Origin of the sequence: Amycolatopsis halotolerans, assembly GCF_042647905.1 — a bacterium.
GTDB lineage: Bacteria > Actinomycetota > Actinomycetes > Mycobacteriales > Pseudonocardiaceae > Amycolatopsis > Amycolatopsis halotolerans.
The window spans coordinates 16715-35269 of sequence record NZ_JBHRWI010000062.1; the positions used below are offsets into that span (position 1 = coordinate 16715).

Annotated in this window: 16 protein-coding genes; 9 read left to right on the forward strand and 7 right to left on the reverse strand. The window is 67.9% G+C overall.

The features are described from left to right. A complete protein-coding gene (locus tag ACFORO_RS39495) occupies nucleotides 1-1551 on the forward strand; it encodes an NADH-quinone oxidoreductase subunit M (protein ID WP_354750179.1) in 1551 nt (516 codons plus the stop codon). A 12-nt stretch (nucleotides 1552-1563) separates the two neighbouring features. Then, entirely contained in the window at nucleotides 1564-3129 is a 1566-nt protein-coding gene (gene nuoN / locus ACFORO_RS39500; RefSeq protein WP_377873172.1) for an NADH-quinone oxidoreductase subunit NuoN, read from the forward strand. Nucleotides 3130-3466: 337 nt separating this feature from the next. On the opposite strand, the gene ACFORO_RS39505 is transcribed toward nuoN, so the two are convergent. Then, nucleotides 3467-4117 carry a hypothetical protein gene (locus tag ACFORO_RS39505; protein ID WP_377873110.1) on the reverse strand — a complete coding sequence of 217 codons (651 nt, stop codon included), beginning with the start codon at nucleotides 4115-4117 and terminating at the stop codon, nucleotides 3467-3469. Nucleotides 4118-4376: 259 nt separating this feature from the next. Here ACFORO_RS39505 and ACFORO_RS39510 point away from each other — a divergent pair, with 259 nt between their 5' ends. Further along, the gene (locus tag ACFORO_RS39510) at nucleotides 4377-5414 is read left to right on the forward strand and encodes a polyprenyl synthetase family protein (RefSeq protein ID WP_377873111.1); all 1038 of its coding nucleotides are present in this window, start codon (nucleotides 4377-4379) and stop codon (nucleotides 5412-5414) included. 12 nt (nucleotides 5415-5426) lie between these two features. After that, a complete protein-coding gene (locus ACFORO_RS39515; RefSeq protein ID WP_377873112.1) occupies nucleotides 5427-6818 on the forward strand; it encodes a sunset domain-containing protein in 1392 nt (463 codons plus the stop codon). 66 nt (nucleotides 6819-6884) lie between these two features. Here ACFORO_RS39515 and ACFORO_RS39520 read toward each other — a convergent pair whose 3' ends face one another. The 4 genes from ACFORO_RS39520 to ACFORO_RS39535 all read right to left on the reverse strand — a co-directional run bounded on the left by ACFORO_RS39520 (nucleotide 6885) and on the right by ACFORO_RS39535 (nucleotide 11410). Then, entirely contained in the window at nucleotides 6885-7949 is a 1065-nt protein-coding gene (locus ACFORO_RS39520) for a 2-oxoacid:ferredoxin oxidoreductase subunit beta (RefSeq protein WP_354738595.1), read from the reverse strand. Next, nucleotides 7946-9874: a 2-oxoacid:acceptor oxidoreductase subunit alpha gene (locus ACFORO_RS39525; RefSeq protein WP_377873113.1), complete on the reverse strand. Its 1929-nt coding sequence runs from the start codon at nucleotides 9872-9874 to the stop codon at nucleotides 7946-7948. Before ACFORO_RS39525 ends, ACFORO_RS39520 begins: the two co-directional genes overlap by 4 nt. Nucleotides 9875-10153: 279 nt before the next feature. Continuing rightward, on the reverse strand, nucleotides 10154-10915 hold the full coding sequence (locus ACFORO_RS39530; RefSeq protein WP_377873114.1) for an enoyl-CoA hydratase: 762 nt from the start codon (nucleotides 10913-10915) through the stop codon (nucleotides 10154-10156). A gap of 51 nt (nucleotides 10916-10966) precedes the next feature. Then, nucleotides 10967-11410 carry an Lrp/AsnC family transcriptional regulator gene (locus ACFORO_RS39535; RefSeq protein WP_037712217.1) on the reverse strand — a complete coding sequence of 148 codons (444 nt, stop codon included), beginning with the start codon at nucleotides 11408-11410 and terminating at the stop codon, nucleotides 10967-10969. Nucleotides 11411-11484: 74 nt separating this feature from the next. Between ACFORO_RS39535 and ddaH the strand changes: the two genes are divergently transcribed. After that, nucleotides 11485-12330: a dimethylargininase gene (gene ddaH, locus ACFORO_RS39540; protein WP_377873115.1), complete on the forward strand. Its 846-nt coding sequence runs from the start codon at nucleotides 11485-11487 to the stop codon at nucleotides 12328-12330. Between the two features lies 1 nt (nucleotide 12331). Here the strand turns inward: ddaH and ACFORO_RS39545 are convergent, their stop codons facing one another. Beyond that, nucleotides 12332-13351, reverse strand: a complete 1020-nt coding sequence (locus ACFORO_RS39545; RefSeq protein ID WP_377873116.1) for a hypothetical protein — start codon at nucleotides 13349-13351, stop codon at nucleotides 12332-12334. A 58-nt stretch (nucleotides 13352-13409) separates the two neighbouring features. Next, nucleotides 13410-14270, reverse strand: a complete 861-nt coding sequence (locus ACFORO_RS39550; RefSeq protein ID WP_377873117.1) for an alpha/beta fold hydrolase — start codon at nucleotides 14268-14270, stop codon at nucleotides 13410-13412. Nucleotides 14271-14367: 97 nt separating this feature from the next. On the opposite strand from ACFORO_RS39550, the gene ACFORO_RS39555 reads away from it, so the two are divergent. The 4 genes from ACFORO_RS39555 (at nucleotide 14368) to ACFORO_RS39570 (ending at nucleotide 18516) form a co-directional block, all read left to right on the forward strand. Further along, the gene (locus tag ACFORO_RS39555) at nucleotides 14368-14832 is read left to right on the forward strand and encodes a CGNR zinc finger domain-containing protein (protein ID WP_377873118.1); all 465 of its coding nucleotides are present in this window, start codon (nucleotides 14368-14370) and stop codon (nucleotides 14830-14832) included. A 177-nt stretch (nucleotides 14833-15009) separates the two neighbouring features. After that, complete coding sequence (locus tag ACFORO_RS39560; protein ID WP_354738609.1) at nucleotides 15010-15642, forward strand: polysaccharide deacetylase family protein; 633 nt, start codon at nucleotides 15010-15012, stop codon at nucleotides 15640-15642. Between the two features lie 607 nt (nucleotides 15643-16249). Continuing rightward, nucleotides 16250-16960, forward strand: a complete 711-nt coding sequence (locus tag ACFORO_RS39565) for a glycoside hydrolase family 75 protein (protein WP_377873119.1) — start codon at nucleotides 16250-16252, stop codon at nucleotides 16958-16960. Between the two features lie 221 nt (nucleotides 16961-17181). After that, nucleotides 17182-18516, forward strand: coding sequence for a nucleotide sugar dehydrogenase (locus ACFORO_RS39570; RefSeq protein ID WP_354738613.1), 1335 nt, complete (start codon nucleotides 17182-17184; stop codon nucleotides 18514-18516). The last annotated feature ends 39 nt before the right edge of the window (nucleotides 18517-18555 follow it).

The window sequence follows — 18555 nt, forward strand, 5'->3', positions numbered from 1 at the left end:
ATGACTTGGCTTCTGGCGCTCATCCTGCTGCCGCTGGCCGGCTCGCTGGTGCTGGCGTTCCTCAAGGGGAACGACCGGGCCGCGGTCGCCACGGCGCTCGCCGTGTCCATTGTGGAGTTCCTGCTGATCATCCCGTTCTGGGCGAGCTACTCGCCCTCGGGCGAGCGCATCCAGCAGGCCACGACGATGGACTGGATCCCGAACTTCGGCATCCACATCTCGTTCGGCACCGACGGCATCTCGCTCATCATGATCGCGGTGATCGCGCTCCTGGTGCCGATCGTCGTGGGCGCGCTCGGGCTCACCGACAAGCTGCCCGCGGGCCGCAGCGCGGGCGGGTTCCTGTCGCTGATCCTGCTGCAGGAGGCGATCACGATCGGCGTCTTCGCGGCGACCGACGTGTTCCTCTTCTACGTGCTGTTCGAGATCATGCTGATCCCGATGTACTTCCTGATCGGCGGCTACGGCGGCGCGAACCGGCAGTACGCGGCGGTGAAGTTCTTCCTGTACTCGTTCCTCGGCGGCCTGATCATGCTGGCCTCGGCGATCGGGGCGTACTCGCTGGCCTCGGACAAGCTCGGCAAGGGCACGTTCGACTGGGCCACGCTGGTGACGGTGGTGCGCGACGCGCCGACCGGCACGCAGATCTGGCTGTTCCTCGGCTTCTTCCTCGCCTTCGCGATCAAGGCGCCGCTGGTCCCGTTCCACACCTGGCTGCCGGACGCCGCCGGCCAGGCCCCGATCGGCGTCGCGGTGCTGCTGGTCGGCGTGCTGGACAAGGTCGGCACGTTCGGGTTCCTGCGGTACTGCCTGCCGATGTTCCCGGAGGGGAGCAAGGCGCTCGCGCCGCTGGTGCTGATCCTGTCGGTGATCGGCGTGCTGTACGGCTCGATCCTCGCGGCCGGTCAGCGCGACATGAAGCGGTTCATCGCCTACGTGTCGATCGCCCACTTCGGGTTCATCGCGCTGGGCATCTTCACCTTCAACGAGCAGGCGATGGTCGGCTCGGTGTCGTACATGCTGAACCACAGTCTTTCCACCGGGATGCTGATCGTGGTGATCGGCCTGATCGTGATGCGCGGCGGGTCGAGCAAGATCTCGGACTACGGCGGCATGGCGAAGGTGACCCCGCTGCTCGGCGGAATGCTGTTGCTGGCCGGGCTTTCCGCGCTGTCGCTGCCCGGGACCAACTCGTTCATCAGCGAGTTCCTCGTGCTGCTGGGGTCCTTTGTGGACCAGCCGGTGTACACGATCCTCGCGACCGTGGGCATGGTGCTCGCCGCGGCTTACGTGCTGTGGTTGTACCAGCGGATCATGCAAGGCCCGGTTCGCGGTGACGCTCTCGTGGGCGTCGGCGGGGGACCGGGCACCGCGATCGCGCCGGAACTCGGCGCTCGCAAGGCTATTACCGACCTGGGCAAACGCGAGATCGCAATTCTCGCGCCCATGGTCATCCTGATCATCGGCTTGGGCTTCTATCCCAAGCCGATGCTCGACACGATCACCCCGTCGGTGCAGGCGACGCTGTCTGCCGTGCAGGGAGGCAAGTAAACCGTGCTCGACATGTTCCTGGCGCAGGCGCCGGCAGCGCCGATCGAAGTGCCTTCGGTCGATTACGCGGCCGTGCTGCCGATGCTGATCGTCTTCGGCGTCGCGTGCATCGGCGTGCTGGTGGAGGCGTTCGCACCGAAGGCGACGCGGTGGGGAATCCAGGTCACGATCTCCCTCGTCGCGATCATCGCCGCAGGGGTTTCGCTGATCCTCTACGCGACCGGCGCTTCCGCTTCGAAGGCCGGTACGACGACGTTCTCCGGTTCGATTTCGGTGGACCGGCCGTCGCTGTTCCTGTGGGGCACCCTGTTGCTGCTCGGGCTTGGTGCGGTCTTCTTGATCGCGGACCGCAAGGTTGAGCCTGGTGGCGCGTTCGTGGCGCAGGCGGCGATTCGGCCGGGGACGGTGCAGGATCGGGCGCAGGCTGCTACTACGTCGCAGACCGAGGTTTTTCCGCTGACGCTCTTCGCGCTCGGCGGGATGATGACATTCTGTGCGGCGAACGACCTGCTGACGATGTTCATCGCGTTGGAAGTGCTTTCGCTGCCGCTGTATCTGATGTGCGGGCTCGCTCGCCGTCGTCGGCTGATTTCGCAGGAAGCGGCGGTTAAGTACTTCCTGCTGGGGGCGTTCTCGTCGGCGTTCTTCCTGTACGGGCTCGCGCTGCTGTATGGGTACGCGGACTCGGTGAAGCTGGCCGACATCGCGCATGCTGCTGCTGGTTCTGACCGTTCGGACACGTTGTTGTTCGCTGGTCTTGGCTTGCTGGTGGTGGGCCTGCTGTTCAAGGGTTCGGTGGGGCCGTTCCACACTTGGACGCCGGACGTCTACCAGGGTGCGCCTACTCCGGTTACCGGGTTTATGGCTGCTTGCACGAAGGTCGCCGCGTTCGGGGCGATTCTTCGGGTGCTCAGCGTCGGGTTTTCCTCGACCAGCTGGGAGTGGCGCGGGGTTATGTGGGCGGTGGCCATCATTTCGATGGCGCTCGGGGCGATCTTGGGGCTGACGCAGACTGACGTTAAGCGGATGATCGCTTACTCGTCGGTGGCGCACGCTGGGTTCTTGCTCGTGGGTGCTATCGCGATGACCGAGGACGGGCTTTCGAGCACGCTGTTCTACCTGCTGGCTTATGGGTTCACTACGTTGGCTGCGTTTGGCGTGGTGAGCCTCGTGCGGGATTCCAGTGGGGAGGCTACGCATCTTTCCGCTTGGGCCGGGCTGGCCAAGCGGTCGCCGGTTTTGGCCGGGGTGTTTACGTTCCTGCTGCTTGCGTTGGCTGGGATTCCGTTGACCAGCGGGTTTATCGGGAAGTTCGTGGTGTTCTCGGCGGCGTTGTCGGACGGGATGGCGCCGTTGGTGGTTGTCGCGCTGATCTTTAGCGCGGTGGCTGCGTTCTTCTATCTGCGGGTCATCGTGTTGATGTACTTCTCTGAGCCTGCTGCTGATGGGCCTACGGTGACTGTGCCGGGTGGGTTTACTACTGCGGCTATTGCTTTGGGCGTGGTGGTTACGTTGGTGCTGGGGGTTCTTCCGGCGTTTGCGTTGGATTGGGCTGGGGCTGGAGGGTTTGCTTCCTAGGTCTCGGGCGGCTCGTCGCCTGGCGGCGACATTGCGCTCGGGTGGTGAGGCTTGGCACCCCGATTTTTTAGTGTGACTACGGCGCGGGGGTGGGGGAGGTGTGGGTGCCTCGCTTTGGGTGCAGCGGCTGCGGTTCGGTGGGGGTGGGGGCTTGCGCCCCAATGTGGCATTGGGTGCGTCAGATGCACCCAATGTGGCGTTCGGTGCGTCGCATGCACCCAATGCCACATTGGGGCGCGTCGCGGCGGGCGGTGAGCGGGTGGGCTTCACGGACGGTCGAGGGTCGTGAGGGGAACCCTGAGGGAATCAGAGTCAATGAGGGTTCCCCTCACGTACTTCAGGGGGTGGGGGCGCAGGCGGTGTGGCCTACGGTGACCGATCCCGAAGCGCCGGAGGCGGGGGCGAAGTCGACGCGCAGCATGGTCAGGGTCATGCTTCCGTCGCCGGGGAGCGTTTGGATGTTGAAGACCGCATTCGCCAGTACGGTTCCATCGCTCTTCGTCAGCGGCTTGGTGTAGTTCGCGGGGATGGGGGACGGCAGGCCGCTGATTCCGGTGAGGCCGCTCAGGGTCCAGTTCGCGTTCGTGCCGCTCTGGGTTGCCTTGCAGGTCACCGTGTACGACGAGATGCGGATGCGTTTGCCGCCCGTGCTCACCAGGGCCGACAGCTCGAAGTTGTTGCCGGTGGCGGTCGACGTTGTGGTGGTGACGTCGTTCGCGGGGTCGACGACCTCGGTGGTGCAGCTTGACGTGCCGCCGCCGAACGTGACGCCGGGTTTGGACACTGCGGTCGCGGAGCCGCTGGTCGGGCCTTCTACGGCGCACGGGGCCTGCGTCGGGATGGAGATCGTGGTTCCGGCCTTGGTGAAGTTCGCGTTGCCGGTGTCGGCGACTCCGGCGGGGCTGTCCGCGGCGGCGGGGCCGGCAGCGGCGAGCAAACCGGTGGCGGCCAGTGCCGCGGTGGCCAGTGCGGTGCGCTTGATGATCATGTCTCGTCTCCTCGCTGCTGATGCTGCTCAAAGGTCTATCCGCAGGTCCGAATCGCCCGTTGCGTCCTCGGGCGGCGATCACCCGTCCGGGATCGCGGATCAACCCGTTCGTGGCCTGGCGCGCGACTGGGGCGGCAGTGTCGCGTTCGTCACCGTTTCCGCAGGACAGCGGGTAAAGGCAGGCCGCGGGGCAACCACTACCCTGAAGGGGGTAACCGACTGGCGACGAGCGCCACGAGAGAGCGGAGCCGACGTGTCTGTGTCTTCACCACCTCCGGGGGCGGCCCGGGATGGCGCTGTCGAGGACCTGCGCGCGACCGTCGGGCTGCAGATCCAGGACGAGCCCTTGCTGCGCGCGATCGCGGGCGGGCTGGCGGACGTCGAGACGATGCTGCGGGACGTCGTGAAGAGCGACGTGCCCGCCGTGCACGACGCGGCGTTGCACCTGGTCGAGGCGGGGGGCAAACGTTTTCGTCCGTTGTTCACGCTGCTGTCCGCGCAGTTCGGGCCGAAGCAGGGCGAGCAGGTGCTGATCGCGGCTGCCGCGGTCGAGTTGGTGCACCTGGCGACGCTGTATCACGACGACGTCATGGACGAGGCGACCATGCGGCGCGGCGCGGAGAGCGTCAACTCGCGCTGGGACAACACCGTCGCCATTCTCACCGGCGACTACCTCTTCGCCCACGCTTCGCGGCTCGTCGCCGACCTCGGCACGGACGCCGCGCGGATCATCGCCGAGACGTTCGGCGAGCTGGTCAGCGGCCAGATGCGCGAGACCGTCGGGCCCGGCCCCGGCGACGATCCGGTCGAGCACTACCTCACCGTGATCGCGCAGAAGACCGGTTCGCTGATCGCGACGTCGGGACGCTTCGGCGGCATGATGTCCGGCGCGGCCGAGGAGCACATCCAGGCGCTGCGCCGCTTCGGCGACATCATCGGGGCGGCCTTCCAGATCTCCGACGACGTCATCGACATCGCGTCGCCCTCGGTCGAGCTCGGCAAGGCGCAGGGCACTGACCTGCGGGAAGGCGTTCGCACGCTGCCGATGCTGTACGCGCTGGCCGATCCGGGCACCGACCCGCGGCTCGTCGAGCTGCTCGCCGGCCCGATCACCGACGACGACCTGGTGGCCGAGGCGCTCGAGCTGCTGCGCCGTTCCAACGGCCTCGAACGCGCGCGGGCAACCCTTTCCGACTACGCTTCCCGAGCACGTGCCGAGCTCGCCTCGCTGCCCGCTTCCCCTGCGCGCGACGCTTGCGAGTCGGTCGCCGACTACCTGGTCGCGCGAACGTTCTAAAAGGGGCGAGAAATGTCCATTTTCGGGCAGGTGTGGCTCTGGAGCCTGCTGGCCTTCATCGTCGGCGCGGTCATCGCCTGGCTGGTGCTGGCGCGTCCGGCGCGCAAGCGGGTACGCGAACTGGAAGCGGAACTGGCGAGTGCGCACGCCGACACGGCACGCGCGGCGGCCAGCGCGCCCGCGCGCACCGCGGTCCTGCCGCCCGCGGAGGACTGGACCAGAGACCGCCGCGAGCACGCTCCGACGGAAGTCATCCAGGCGACGAGCGCTTTCGAGCCGGAAGCCGAGTACGACGCGGAATACCGGACGGCTCCGGAACCGGCGGCCTCTGTGGACACTGCGGAGTCTCCTGAGGACGACGTCGACGAGGCGTTCGCTCAGGCCGAGGCGCGCGAACACCAAGCGGCGAACGGTCTTTTCGACAGCGCACCGGCCGAGAGCGCTCCGGAGGACTCCGGTTCGGCCTATCGCGCCGCGGCCACCGAGTACCTGCAGCCGGTCGACACCGGTTCGCACCGCATCGCCGAACCGGCCGAGGACCACGACAGCGGCTACCACCGCATCGCGGAACCGGCGGACGAGCACGACAGCGGCTACCACCGCATCCCGGAGCCGGTCGACGTCCCGGCGGCGGACTACTCCGAAGCGGACAGTCCCGCCGAGCAGGAGCAGAGCCACTACCTGGCCGAACCGGCCGACGGACTGTCCTCTTTGGAGCGACGGCTCGACCCGAATCCGTTGGACAGCACCGCTCCGGAGCCCGAACCGGTCTCGCTGTTCCGCCCCGGGCCAGGCCGTGCGGCCGAGCCGGAGCCGGACTGGTTCAACCAGACGGACGCGCCGCAGCGGTCGGCGTTCGAGGAACCCGCCGAGCCGGTCGAGTCGGCCGTCGGTCACCTCGAAGAGGACTCGACGACTGAGCACCTGGTCCCGAACGCCGAGCCCGCCGCGGAGTCCATTGAGGACACTGCGGACGCCGCGGGAAGCCAGGGCTTGCCGAAGCGGCAGCGCCGCGAATCGCCGCGCGGCGGTTTCGACGCGCCGCAGCCGATCCAGCCGTCGATGCGCCCGGTGGAGCGCCGCGAGCCGGATCTCGCCGGTGGGCACAGCGGTTCGCTGTTCGAGCCGTCCGTGCAGCCGAATCAGGCCGCGATGGCTGCCCCGGAGCCGCCGCCTGCTCGTCAGACCGCCGATGACGCGGTGCCGCCGGGGCCTTTTGGTCCGGGTTCAGCGATGCCGCGTCCGGGTGGCGGGCGTCCGGCGGATGGTTTCACGGTGAAGGCGAGCGTGACGGCGTTGCGGTATTGCGGCGAGGATTCGCCGCAGTTCCCGAAGATGGTCGCCGAGGTGTGGTTCCGCAGCGCGGCTGATGCTGAGCGGGTCGGGTTCCGGCCCTTGCACTGAGTCCACATGCGACAGAGGCCGCCATCCCCGAGGGGGTGGCGGCCTCTGTCGTAAGTGGACTAAAGCCTAAACGACAGTCCAGGTGTCCTTGCCCCGCAACAACCCCTGCAGGTCTGGCTTCCGAGCCTCACGCGCCTGCTCGACCTGGGCCCGTGCCGCGTCGTCGTACGTGGGCCGTTCGACCTGGCGCAGGATGCCCGTCGGGACGTGGTTCAGGTTCTGGTCGCCGAGGCGGGAAAGCGCGAAGGCGTACGACGTGTCCGCGATGGACGGGTCGTGCACCACCAGGTTTTCCTCGCCGATTTCCGCGACCTTGCCGACGTCCAAACCGCCCCAGTCGCCGCGGCGGACGCCGTACTCGCCTTCCGCGCCGAAGCGGATCGGTTCGCCCGCGCGGAGCGGGATCAGCCGGGAAGCGGCTTCGTCCTTGTCCTTCAAGACATCGAACGCGCCGTCGTTGAAGATCGGGCAGTTCTGGTAGATCTCCACCAGTGCCGAACCGCGGTGTTTCGCCGCCGCCTCAAGGACTTCGGTCAAGCCCTTGCGGTCGGAATCCATCGCGCGGCCCACAAACGACGCCTCCGCGCCGATCGCCAGCGACAGCGGGTTGAACGGCGTGTCCAGCGAACCCATCGGCGTCGACTTCGTGACCATGCCCTGGTCGGACGTCGGCGAGTACTGGCCCTTGGTCAGCCCGTAGACCCGGTTGTTGAACAGCAGGATCTTGATGTTCACATTGCGCCGCAACGCATGGATCAGGTGGTTGCCGCCGATGGACAGTGCGTCGCCGTCGCCGGTCACGACCCACACCGACAGGTCCGGGCGCGTCGTGGCGAGCCCGGTCGCGATCGACGGCGCGCGGCCGTGGATCGAGTGCATGCCGTAGGTGTTGAGGTAGTACGGGAACCGCGACGAGCAGCCGATGCCCGAGATGAAGACGATGTTCTCGCGCTTGAGCCCGAGCGTCGGCAGGAAGGACTGCACGGCGTTGAGCACCACGTAGTCGCCGCAGCCGGGGCACCAGCGCACTTCCTGGTCGGACTTGTAGTCCTTGGCCTTCTGCGGTTCGTCGGTGGTCGGCACCAGGTCGATGCCGCCCAATTGCGGCAGCCCGAGATCGATGGCGGTCACTTGACGCCCTCCGGAACGAGGTTGGCGATGATGTCGGAGAACACGTTCTGCAGTTCCTCGGCCTTGAACGGCAGGCCGGCGACCTTGGTGTAGGAATGCACGTCCACCAGGAACTTCGCCCGCAGCAGCAGCGCGAGCTGGCCGAGGTTCATCTCCGGGACCACGACCCGGTCGTAGCGCGCGAGCACCTCGCCGAGGTTGTGCGGCAACGGGTTCAGGTGCCGCAGATGCGCCTGCGCGATCGGCATCCCGAGCTTGCGCACGCGGCGGCAGGCCGCGCCGATCGGGCCGTAGGACGAACCCCAGCCCAGCGCCAGCACGCGCGCCTCGCCGGACGGGTCGTCGACCTCCAGGTCCGGCACGTCGATGCCGTCGATCTTCGCCTGGCGCAGCCGCACCATCTTGTCGTGGTTGTCCGGGTCGTAGGAGATGTGGCCGGTGCCGTCGGCCTTCTCCAGCCCGCCGATGCGGTGCTGCAGCCCGGGAGTGCCCGGGATCGCCCACGCCCGCGCAAGCGTCTCCGGGTCGCGCACGTACGGCCAGAACTCGCCGGATCCGTTGTCGGAGTTGGGTTCCGAGGCGAATTCCACGCGCAGGTCCGGCAGGTCCTCGACGTTCGGGACCAGCCACGGCTCGGAACCGTTGGCGATCGCGCCGTCGGACAGCAGCAGCACCGGCGTGCGGTACTTCAGCGCGATCCGGGTGGCCTCGATCGCCGCGTCGAAGCAGTCGGCGGGCGAGAGCGGCGCGACGATCGGCACCGGCGATTCGCCGTTGCGGCCGTACATCGCCTGCAGCAGGTCGGCCTGCTCGGTCTTGGTCGGCAGGCCGGTAGACGGCCCGCCGCGCTGCACGTCGATGATCACCAGCGGCAGTTCGGTCATCACGCCGAGGCCGATGGTCTCCGACTTCAGCGCGACGCCGGGACCGGACGTGGACGTGATGCCCAGCGCCCCGCCGTAGGACGCGCCGAGCGCGGCCCCGATGCCGGCGATCTCGTCTTCGGCCTGGAAGGTGATGATGCCGTAGTTCTTGTGCTTGGACAGCTCGTGCAGCACGTCCGAGGCCGGGGTGATCGGGTACGTGCCGAGCAGGATCTGCAGCCCGGACTGCTGTCCGGCGGCCACGATCCCGTACGCCAGCGCGGTGTTCCCGGTGATCTGCCGGTAGGTGCCCTTGTCCAGCTTCGCGGGCGCGACCTCGAAGGTGGTCGCGAACGATTCGGTGGTCTCGCCGTAGTTCCAGCCTGCCCGGAAGGCAAGGATGTTCGCCTCGGCGATGTCCGGCTTCTTGGCGAACTTCTCGCGCAGGAACCGCTCGGTGCCCTCGGTCGGCCGGTGGTACATCCACGACAGCAGGCCGAGCGCGAACATGTTCTTGCAGCGTTCGGCGTCCTTCTTGCCCAGGCCGGTGTCGGCGAGCGCGCCCTGGGTCAGGGTCGACATGGCGACCCGGTGCACCTGGAACGGCGACAGCGAATCGTCGTCGAGCGGGTCGGTTTCGTAACCGACCTTGACGAGGTTCCGCTTGGAGAACTCGTCGGTGTTGAGGATGATCGTCCCGCCGTGCGGGACGTCGCGCACGTTCGCCTTGAGCGCGGCGGGGTTCATCGCGACGAGGACGTCCGGCCGGTCGCCCGGCGTGAGGATGTCGTAGTCGGCGAAGTGCACCTGGAAGGACGAGACGCCGGGGATGGTGCCCTGTGGCGCCCGGATCTCGGCCGGGAAGTTCGGCATGGTCGACAGGTCGTTCCCGAACGCCGCCGCCTCCGAGGTGAACCGGTCGCCGGTCAGCTGCATCCCGTCGCCCGAGTCGCCGGCAAACCGGATGACCACCCGGTCCAGCTTGTTCACCTCGGTGGAGCGGGACGCGGTCAGCGCGCCTTGCCCGTTCCCGGCCGCGCTGCCGTTCGCACTGGTGCTCATGGGTCAGGGAATCCCTCTCTCCCGGCGTGCTGCGGGCCAGGGTCGGCTCCCCGGGGAGCCCGCCGAGGCCTGTTTCCGAGGTTACTCGCCACACGTCAGGCCGCGGTCGGAGTGCGGTCAAGTGTGGGGTACCCAGGCCCACCGGGGTGTCCTCGATCGTAGGGCGAATCAGGCCGTCGTCCGGAGTGACGCGCGTCTCTTGCCGCCCGCGCGGCACTGACCAGCAGTTTGCTCCAGGTTGAGGGTTCCCGGAATGTGGGAATTTGTGCGCGGTGCCGGTCAGCGCCCGCTGATGCGGGCCTTCATCGCCGCCAATCGCTCGGCGAATGCCGGTGCGGCCAGCGATTCCAGTTGTGGAACGAGCTCGGCGTCGACCGCCGCGGCGTGTTCGGTCAGGCCGCTCGTGTGCCGCATAGTCCGCTTGGTGGACAGCACGACCTCGCGCGGCGCGGCGACCGTCGGGGCGGCGAGGTCGCGCGCGGCCTGGACCAATGCGTCGTGGTCGCCGTCCACAAAGCGCAGTGCGAACCCGGCCCGCACTGCGGATTCCGCGGTAAGGGTTTCGCCGAACAACGCCATCGCGGACGCCTGCTGCGGACCGAGGATCCGTTGCGACATCCAGGTCATGCCGCCGCCGGGGTGCAGGCCCAGTTCGAGGAACCGCGGGATGAACTTGGCGTGCGGTCCCACGAGACGGACGTCGGCGGCCAGCGCGAGGTTCAGACCAGCGCCGACGGCGGCCCCGCCGACTGCGGCGATCGTCGGCAGGCGGCATCCGGCGACAGCGAGGAATCCCGCGTATACCGAGCGCAGCCCTTCGGCGTCGGCCTTGCCGAGCGCCGTGAGGTCCGCGCCTGCGCAGAACGCTGGCGGTGCGCCAGTAACGATCACGGCGTGCACGCTCTCGTCGGCTTCGGCGCGCGCGACCGCCGCGGCCAGCTCGGCGGAGAGGTCGAGGGTGAGCGCGTTGCGACTCTTCGGGGCGTCGACGGTGAGCAGCGCGACGCCCTGGTCGTGCTCGCTGTGAATGCGGTCGGTCATGGCGCTCAGCATCGCAGGCGCGGGTGTGCCGCTGCCGGTTGGAACCGTCACTCAGGAGGGCGTCGGCGGGCGCTCCAACAGCCGGGACAGTACGACCGTCGACACTGTCCGGTCGATGATCTCCAGCCCGCGCAGCCGTTCCAGCGCGGTCTCCAAGTGGTGGATGTCGGCGGCGCGCAGGTGCACGATCGCGTCCGCCGCGCCGGACACCGTGTACGCGGCGACGACCTCGGTCAGCGGTTCGAGCCGGGCCCGGATCCGGCCGGGCGTGACGTTGCCCTGGCAGTGCACCTCGACGAACGCCTCGGTGCCCCAGCCGAGCGCCTCCGGGTCGACGACCGCGGTGAAGCCGCGCAGCACGCCCGTTTCCAGCAGCCGGTCCACGCGCCGCTTCACCGCCGGGGCGGACAGCCCGACCACCTTGCCGATCTCCGCGTAGCTGGAGCGGGCGTTGGCCACCAGGCAGGAAACGATTCGCTGGTCGATGGTGTTCACACGCAATGTTTAGCACGCAGGTGCGCAGTGAACAGCGATTGATTGCGAGATTAGGTCCACCTTAGCCTGGTTGTATGCAGGGAGAGGCTGTGCCGCCGCGGGTGCCCACGCCCCGCCGTTACCTGATGTGCCCGCCGCGTTATTTCGCCGTCGACTACGCGATCAACCCCTGGATGGACCCCTCCAAGCCGGTCAGCGCGGACGTCGCCGTCGCGCAATGGACCGAGCTGCGCGACACCTATCGCCGCTTCGGCCACACCGTCGAGGAAATCGATCCGCAACCCGGCCTCCCGGACATGGTGTTCGCGGCCAACTCGGGCACCGTCGTGGACGGGCGCGTGCTCGGCTCGCGGTTCCGCGCCCCGCAGCGCGCCGCCGAGGCGGAGCACTTCCGCCGCTGGTTCCTCGAACACGGCTACCGCGACCTGACCATGCCGGAGAAGATCAACGAGGCCGAGGGCGATTTCGCCTGGACCGGACGGCTGCTGCTGGCCGGCACCGGCTTCCGCACCGACCCGGCCGCGCACGCCGAGGCACAGGAGGTGCTCGGCGTCCCGGTCGTGTCGCTGCAGCTGATCGACCCGCGTTACTACCACCTGGACACCGCGCTGTTCGTGCTGGCCGAGGCGACGGACACGGCGACCGCGCAGGTCGTCTATTACCCGGACGCGTTCTCGCCGGGTTCGCAGCGGGTGCTGCGGCGGATGTTCCCGGACGCTGTCCTTGCTACTGCGGCGGATGCTGAGTGCTTTGGGTTGAACGGGGTGTCTGACGGGCGCAACGTGGTGTTGCCGGTCGAGGCGACGGACCTTGGTGCTCGGCTCGTTGAGCGGGGTTACGAGCCGGTGTATGTGGATATCTCGGAGCTGCGGAAGGCTGGCGGCGGGCCGAAGTGCTGCACGTTGGAGATCCGCAAGTAGGTCAGTGCGGGTACTCCAGCGGCTCGATCGAGGACTGCTCCGGGAACGGTCCGGACGGCAGTGCGCGCGGGTCGATCTTGCGCACAGTGAGGTCGATGTTGGTGTGGGTGTACCCGTTGTCTTTCATGGCCGCGGGTACCCCGAACTTCGAGAACGAGCAGTCGCGGGTGAAGCGGCCGCGGCTGGCGTCCCAGTCGGTGCCGCCGGTGCTGTAGACGGTGTAGTGGCCGTCCGCGATGCCGCTCGCGGAGGTGGTGGCTCCTGCCTTCACGTACACGGTGAACACCGGGTGGGAGAGGTCGGCGAACGTCACGGCCTGGTCGGTGCCGGAGACGTTCTTGATGCTGACGCTGTTCTTGCCGCCGCCCGCGCCGGCGAGGACCGCGCCGTTTTCCGCGCTGCGGTTTGGTTCCGGGTGGGCGTCGGGGAAGAGCGGGTCGAGGTGATACGGGTGGGCAGGGTCGGCGGTGGCCAGTTTCGCGAGGGTGTCGCGCAGTCCGGCGATGCCTTGGTCGTTGCTCAGCTCCGCGACGGCTGAGACGCCGCCGCACAGCTTGTTCGTCAGCGCGCTGCTCCCGATCTTCGGAACGGAGCTGTTGTAGAGCACGGTGAAGTCGGACAGCAGTGCGCGGTTGGTGCTGCGGATCGCGTCCGGGGGAAGGGCGGAGTCGAGCTGCTGGATGGCGCTGCTGACCGCGCTGCCGAGACTCGAGCTCGCGTTGTTCACCTCCGCGGGGGTGGTCGCCTGCTCGAGCTGCTGAACGGCCGGGGTGATCGACGCGCCGATCGCGGTGAGGAGCTTCTGGTAGCCCGCCGGGTCGAGCGGGGCCGAGGGGGCGGTGCTGCTCGGCGGGCTGGAGCTGGTGGTGGCGCTGACCGGACTGCTCGTCGCGGGTTCGGCTGCCGGGTCGTCGTCCGAGCGGGTCGTCAGGTGGATGACGAGGGCGGTGGCGAAGACGACGAACACGACGGCCGCGGCGATCGGCCGGGGAGACAACCGCGGTTTCGCAAAGCGGGGCACTGGCCGATTTTCCGCGCAGGACAGGCGGTTTCGGGTCGGTAGTTTTGCCGGACCCGGGCTACTTCAGGACCCGGCCGAGGAAGCCGCGCAGGTAGCCCGCCACGACGTCTAGGTGGCTTTCCAGCAGGAAGTGTCCGCCGTCGATCAGGTGCACCTCGGCGTCTTTGGCGTCGCGGGCGAAGGCTTCCGCGCCGGCCGGGCCGAAGATCTCGTCGTTGCGGCCCCAAACAGCCAGCACGGGGACGTCGTAGGTCCGCAGGAATTCGTGCAGCTGCGGGTAAAGCGGGCGGTTGTGCTGGTAGTCGCGGAAGAGCGCGAGCTGGATTTCGTCGTTGCCGGGGCGGGAAACGCGGGCGTGGTCGTGTTCCCAGGTGTCCGGGCTGACCAGGCTCGGGTCGGGGACGCCGTGCAGGTACTGCCAGCGGATGGCGTCGTAGCTCAGCGCGGTGCGGACGGCCGGTTCGGTGTCCGGGCCGGGGTTCGCGCCGTAGGCCCAGAGGCCGGTCCAGAACGAGTCGACGAAGCCTTCCTCGTACCCGTTGCCGTTCTGCGTGACGATCGCGGAGATCCGGTCGGGGTGCTTGAGCGCGAGCCGCCAGGCGATCGGGGCGCCGTAGTCCTGGACGTAAACCGCGTAGCGGTCCAGGCCCAGCTGGTCGAGGAGGCCGGAGGTGAGGTCGGCGAGGGCGTCGAAGGTGTAGTCGAACTCGTCGGCGCTAGGGGCGGCGGAGTGGCCGAAGCCGAGGTGGTCCGGCGCGATCACGCGGTAGCGGTCGGCCAGCAGCGGGATGAGGTTCCGGAACATGAACGAGCTGGTCGGATACCCGTGCAGCAGGACGATCACGGGCGCGTCGGCCGGTCCGGCCTCGCGGTAGAAGAGCTGCTGGCCGTCGACGGCGGTCGTCCGGTGCTGGATCATGACTAACCCCTTTGAGGTTTTAATCTGGTTAGGTCTCGCCATGGAAGCACGGTCGAGCTAACCTGTCAAAGGGTTCAGTCTGGTTAGGAGAGCTTTGATGGACGCGCTGCTCGACCTGCTCAACAGCAGGCCGCTGATCGACGGCGAGGAACGGGACGCGCTCGACCGGCAGTGGGCGCGGGAGCGCGGCGGCGACGGGAGTGCCGCGGAGCTGGAACTGCTGCGGCAGGCGCGGGATCTCCTGCGCGACGTCGTGCGCGGGGACAGTTCGCCGGTCGCGTTGCGTCCGCTGCTCGACGGGGTGCGTCAGGTGCCGGAGGTTTCCGCGGACGGCCTCAGCTGGGAGGTCGAGACGCCGCCGCATGCCCGGTTGGCGGTCGGGGCGGTTCTGGACTGGGCGGCGCTCGAAAAGGATCTTCCCGGGCGGCTGCGGGCCTGCGCCAATGACGAGTGCCAGTTGTTCCTGCTCGACCGCAGCCGGGCCAACCGCGCGCGCTGGTGCTCGATGGCGGCTTGCGGGAACCGGGAGAAGGCCCGGCGGCACTATCAGCGTAATCATTGAACCTTCACCCAAACGTGTGAAGATTCAGGTTGTCTACAAGTGTGGACGTATTCCGATTTTCCTGCGGGAGTGCTTTCTCCACGCCGGAAGTGTGTTGTTGACCATGGGATCGGCGTCGGTAACTACTCCGTTTGCGAATCCGATTAATCGGGTACGGTTCGTCGGACGGGAGGCGCGATGATCACCTTCGCGGTGCACGGCATTGGCAAACCCCTGCGAGCCCTCGACCCGGGAGAGGACGAGCGGTGGATCACCGTGGAGCAGTTCGACGCGCTCCTGGACGTCGTCTCGGGGACGGGCGCACAGCTCACTTTCGACGACGGGAACTCCTCGGACGTCGAGATCGCGTTGCCGCGGCTGGTCGAGCGCGGGCTTTATGCCGAGTTCTTCCCGTTGGCGGGCCGGGTCGGCGAGCGCGGGTACGTCGATCGCGACGGGCTGCGGCAGCTGGTGGACGCGGGGATGCACGTCGGATCGCACGGCTGGGACCGGCTGGACTGGCGGCGGCTGGACGGTTCGTTCGCGGTGCGCCGGGAGCTGGACGAGGCGCCGCGGTTGCTGGAGCAGCTGAGCGGCACCCCGGTGCGGCGGTTTTCGCTGCCGGAGGGGCGCTTTGACCGGCGAGTGCTGACGCATCTGCGGGAGGCCGGGGCGACCCGGGTGTACGCGAATGTCGGCGGGGTGCGCGGGGCGGCGCTGGTGCGGTCGCGGACGGAGATCCGGTCGGACCTGAGCTCGCGCTGGGCCGAGGCAGTGAGCCGCCGCCCGCGCCGATTCCCGACCCGCTGGGCATCTCGCCCGGGCCGGTAACTCGCGGTCCGGTACGTGAAGGGCTCCTTCACGTACTTGGGTTCCACTGCCGGGGACTTCACGGCGGCGCTGCAAGTGCGGTTGAGACCCGTCCGCCCAAGCCGAAGGGGGCCGGGCGTGGCTCTTGTCAGGTCAGCGTGGGCGGGCGGAACGGGACTTGTCGTCCGTGAGGGGCCCCTTGAGGGAATCAGATTCCAATGCCAGGGACTTAAGCCGCGTGACCTCGGCTCGCTGACCGTCCACAAAGGACGCTAACAATGCCGAAATGCCTGATTTGTCACCATGTGGCCGGGTCTTGAAGTCCGTGAGGGGAACCCTGAGGGACTCAGAGTCCCTCAGGGTTCCCCTCACGGAGTTTGGCAAGCGGTCACCTGACGACAAATCAGGCATCCCGGCGGTGTTGACGTCCTTTGTGGACGGTCGGCGGGCATGGGCTGCGTGGCTTGAGTCCTGGCATTGGACCTCGACCCCGACGGGTTCCCTTCACGGGCTGCTCGGTTCGGCGGGAAAAAACACCCCCTTTCGGCGGGTTGTGACCGCATCCGTTCGGCGGCATCCTGAGCGCGCGCCGCCGTAAGGAAAGTTTCCTAATAAACAGGGAGCGTCGATGCGGAAACTCGTCCTGCTCGCGATTCTGGCGATAGCCGCCGCTGTCCTGCCCACCGCGCTCGCCGCCGCGGCGACCCCGGCCGCGAACCCCGCCGCGAATCCGGCCGCGGAAAGAATTCAGGCGGGCCCGACCGCGGACCAGATCCTCGCCAAGGTCGCCTCCTGCAAGCAGATCTCCAACGGCAAGTACAAAACCGACGAAGACTCCGGCAGTGCGACCGTCCCGGTGTGCGACGCGGGCAAAGCGGTCTTCTGGAAAGCCGACATGGACATCGACTGCGACGGCCAGCGCACCACCGAGTGCAACGAGAACACCGACTGCTGCTTCCTCCCCGACACCGCCTTCCCGCAATCCGACGGCAAGCCGCTCAATGCCGCCAAACTGCCCTACATCGTGGTCCCGTCTTCGAGCAGCATCTGGAACTACGAAAACTCCGGCCTCCGCGGCGGCGGTTCCTGTGCGGTGATTTACAACGGCAAGGTCGAGTACGCGGTCATCGGCGACACCGGGCCGAACAAGATCATCGGCGAGGCGTCGTATGCGACGGCCAAGGGTCTCGGCATCAATCCGGACCCGAAGAACGGCGGCGTCGACTCCGGCGTGACCTATGTCTGCTTCAAGGACTCGGCGGTTAACCCGATCGAGGATCACGGTGCGGCCACGAGCACCGGGGAAAAGCTGGCCTCGGCGTTCGTGGGCGGAAACTGAATTTTCCGAAGCTTCGGAAGGCATTCACTGCCCTTTCCGGACAACGGTGGGCAAATTCCCCGGGCGATGCGGCCGGATGGGGTAACCGTCGGTCCGGTGGGCGGCGCAAGGCGGGAATCCGTGCGAGGACACGGGTTCCCGCCTTGTTATGCGGAACCGGTAACGAAGGCCGTCCGCGCTCCGACCAATGAGCAGCGATGCTGTCGGGCGGAGGTTTCGTTGTGAAGATCAGCGTCTTCGGGCTGGGATACGTCGGGTGCGTGTCCGCGGCTTGCCTGGCGGGACAAGGGCACGAGGTCGTCGGCGTGGACGTCAATCCGGCGAAGGTGGACTTGGTGACGGCCGGCAAGGCGCCGGTGGTGGAGGAACGGATCGGGGAATTGACCGCGGAAGTGGTCGCCTCCGGGGCATTGCGGGCGACGACCGAGGTGGCCGAGGCGATCCTCGCGACGGACGTTTCCCTGGTGTGCGTCGGCACGCCGTCCGCGCCCAACGGGAGTCTTTCCACGGAGTACCTGCAGCGGGTCGCCGAGCAGATCGGCGATGCGTTGAAAGAACGAAAAGCTTTAGGGAACAACGAGAATCGGCACACGGTGGTGTTCCGGAGCACGATGCTGCCGGGCACCTGTCTCGGGTTGCTCGTGCCGATCCTCGAAAAGCGCAGCGGCGGTACCGCGGGGGTCGACTTCGGCGTCGCGGTGAACCCGGAATTCCTGCGCGAGGGCACCAGCGTCCGCGACTTCTTCCAGCCGCCGAAAACGGTGATCGGCGAGTTCGATCCGGGCAGCGGCGACGTCGTGGCGAAGCTGTACGAGGGGCTGCCCGGCGACGTGTTCCGCGTGCCGATCCCGGTCGCGGAGATGACGAAGTACGCGGACAACGCTTTCCACGGCGTGAAGATCGGTTTCGCGAACGAACTCGGCGCGATCTGCCGTGCGCTCGGGCTCGATTCGCATCAGGTGATGGACGTGTTCCTGGCCGACCGCAAGCTCAACATCAGCCCGGCGTACCTGCGGCCCGGCTTCGCCTTCGGCGGCTCCTGCCTGCCGAAGGATCTGCGCGGGCTGGTCTACGCCGCGCGGCAGGCGGACGTCTCGGTGCCGTTGCTCGCGCACGTGCTGCCGTCGAACGCCGAACATCTCCACCGGGCGTTCGAATTGGTCGCGCGGACCGGGAAACGCAAGATCGGGCTGTTCGGGCTTTCCTTCAAACCGGGCACCGACGACCTGCGCGAGAGCCCGCTGGTCGAACTCGCGGAACGCTTGCTCGGCAAGGGATACGACCTCAAGATCCACGACGCCAACGTCAGCCTCTCGCGGCTGATGGGGGCCAACCGCGAGTACATCGAAAGCAGGCTGCCGCACCTCGGGCAGCTGCTCGCCGGGTCGGTGCAGGAGGTGCTCGACCACGCCGAGGTGTGCTTGATCGGCACCTCGGACCCGGAGGTGCTGGCCGCGCTGCCGCACGGCAGCGGGCCGGTGCTGGTCGATCTGGTCCGCGTCCCGGACGCCGCCGCGCGCCGGGCGGAAGAGGGGTACGTCGGCCTTGCCTGGTGAAGGCTTTTCCGAGAACGAAATCCTGCGGAACCGGGTCGC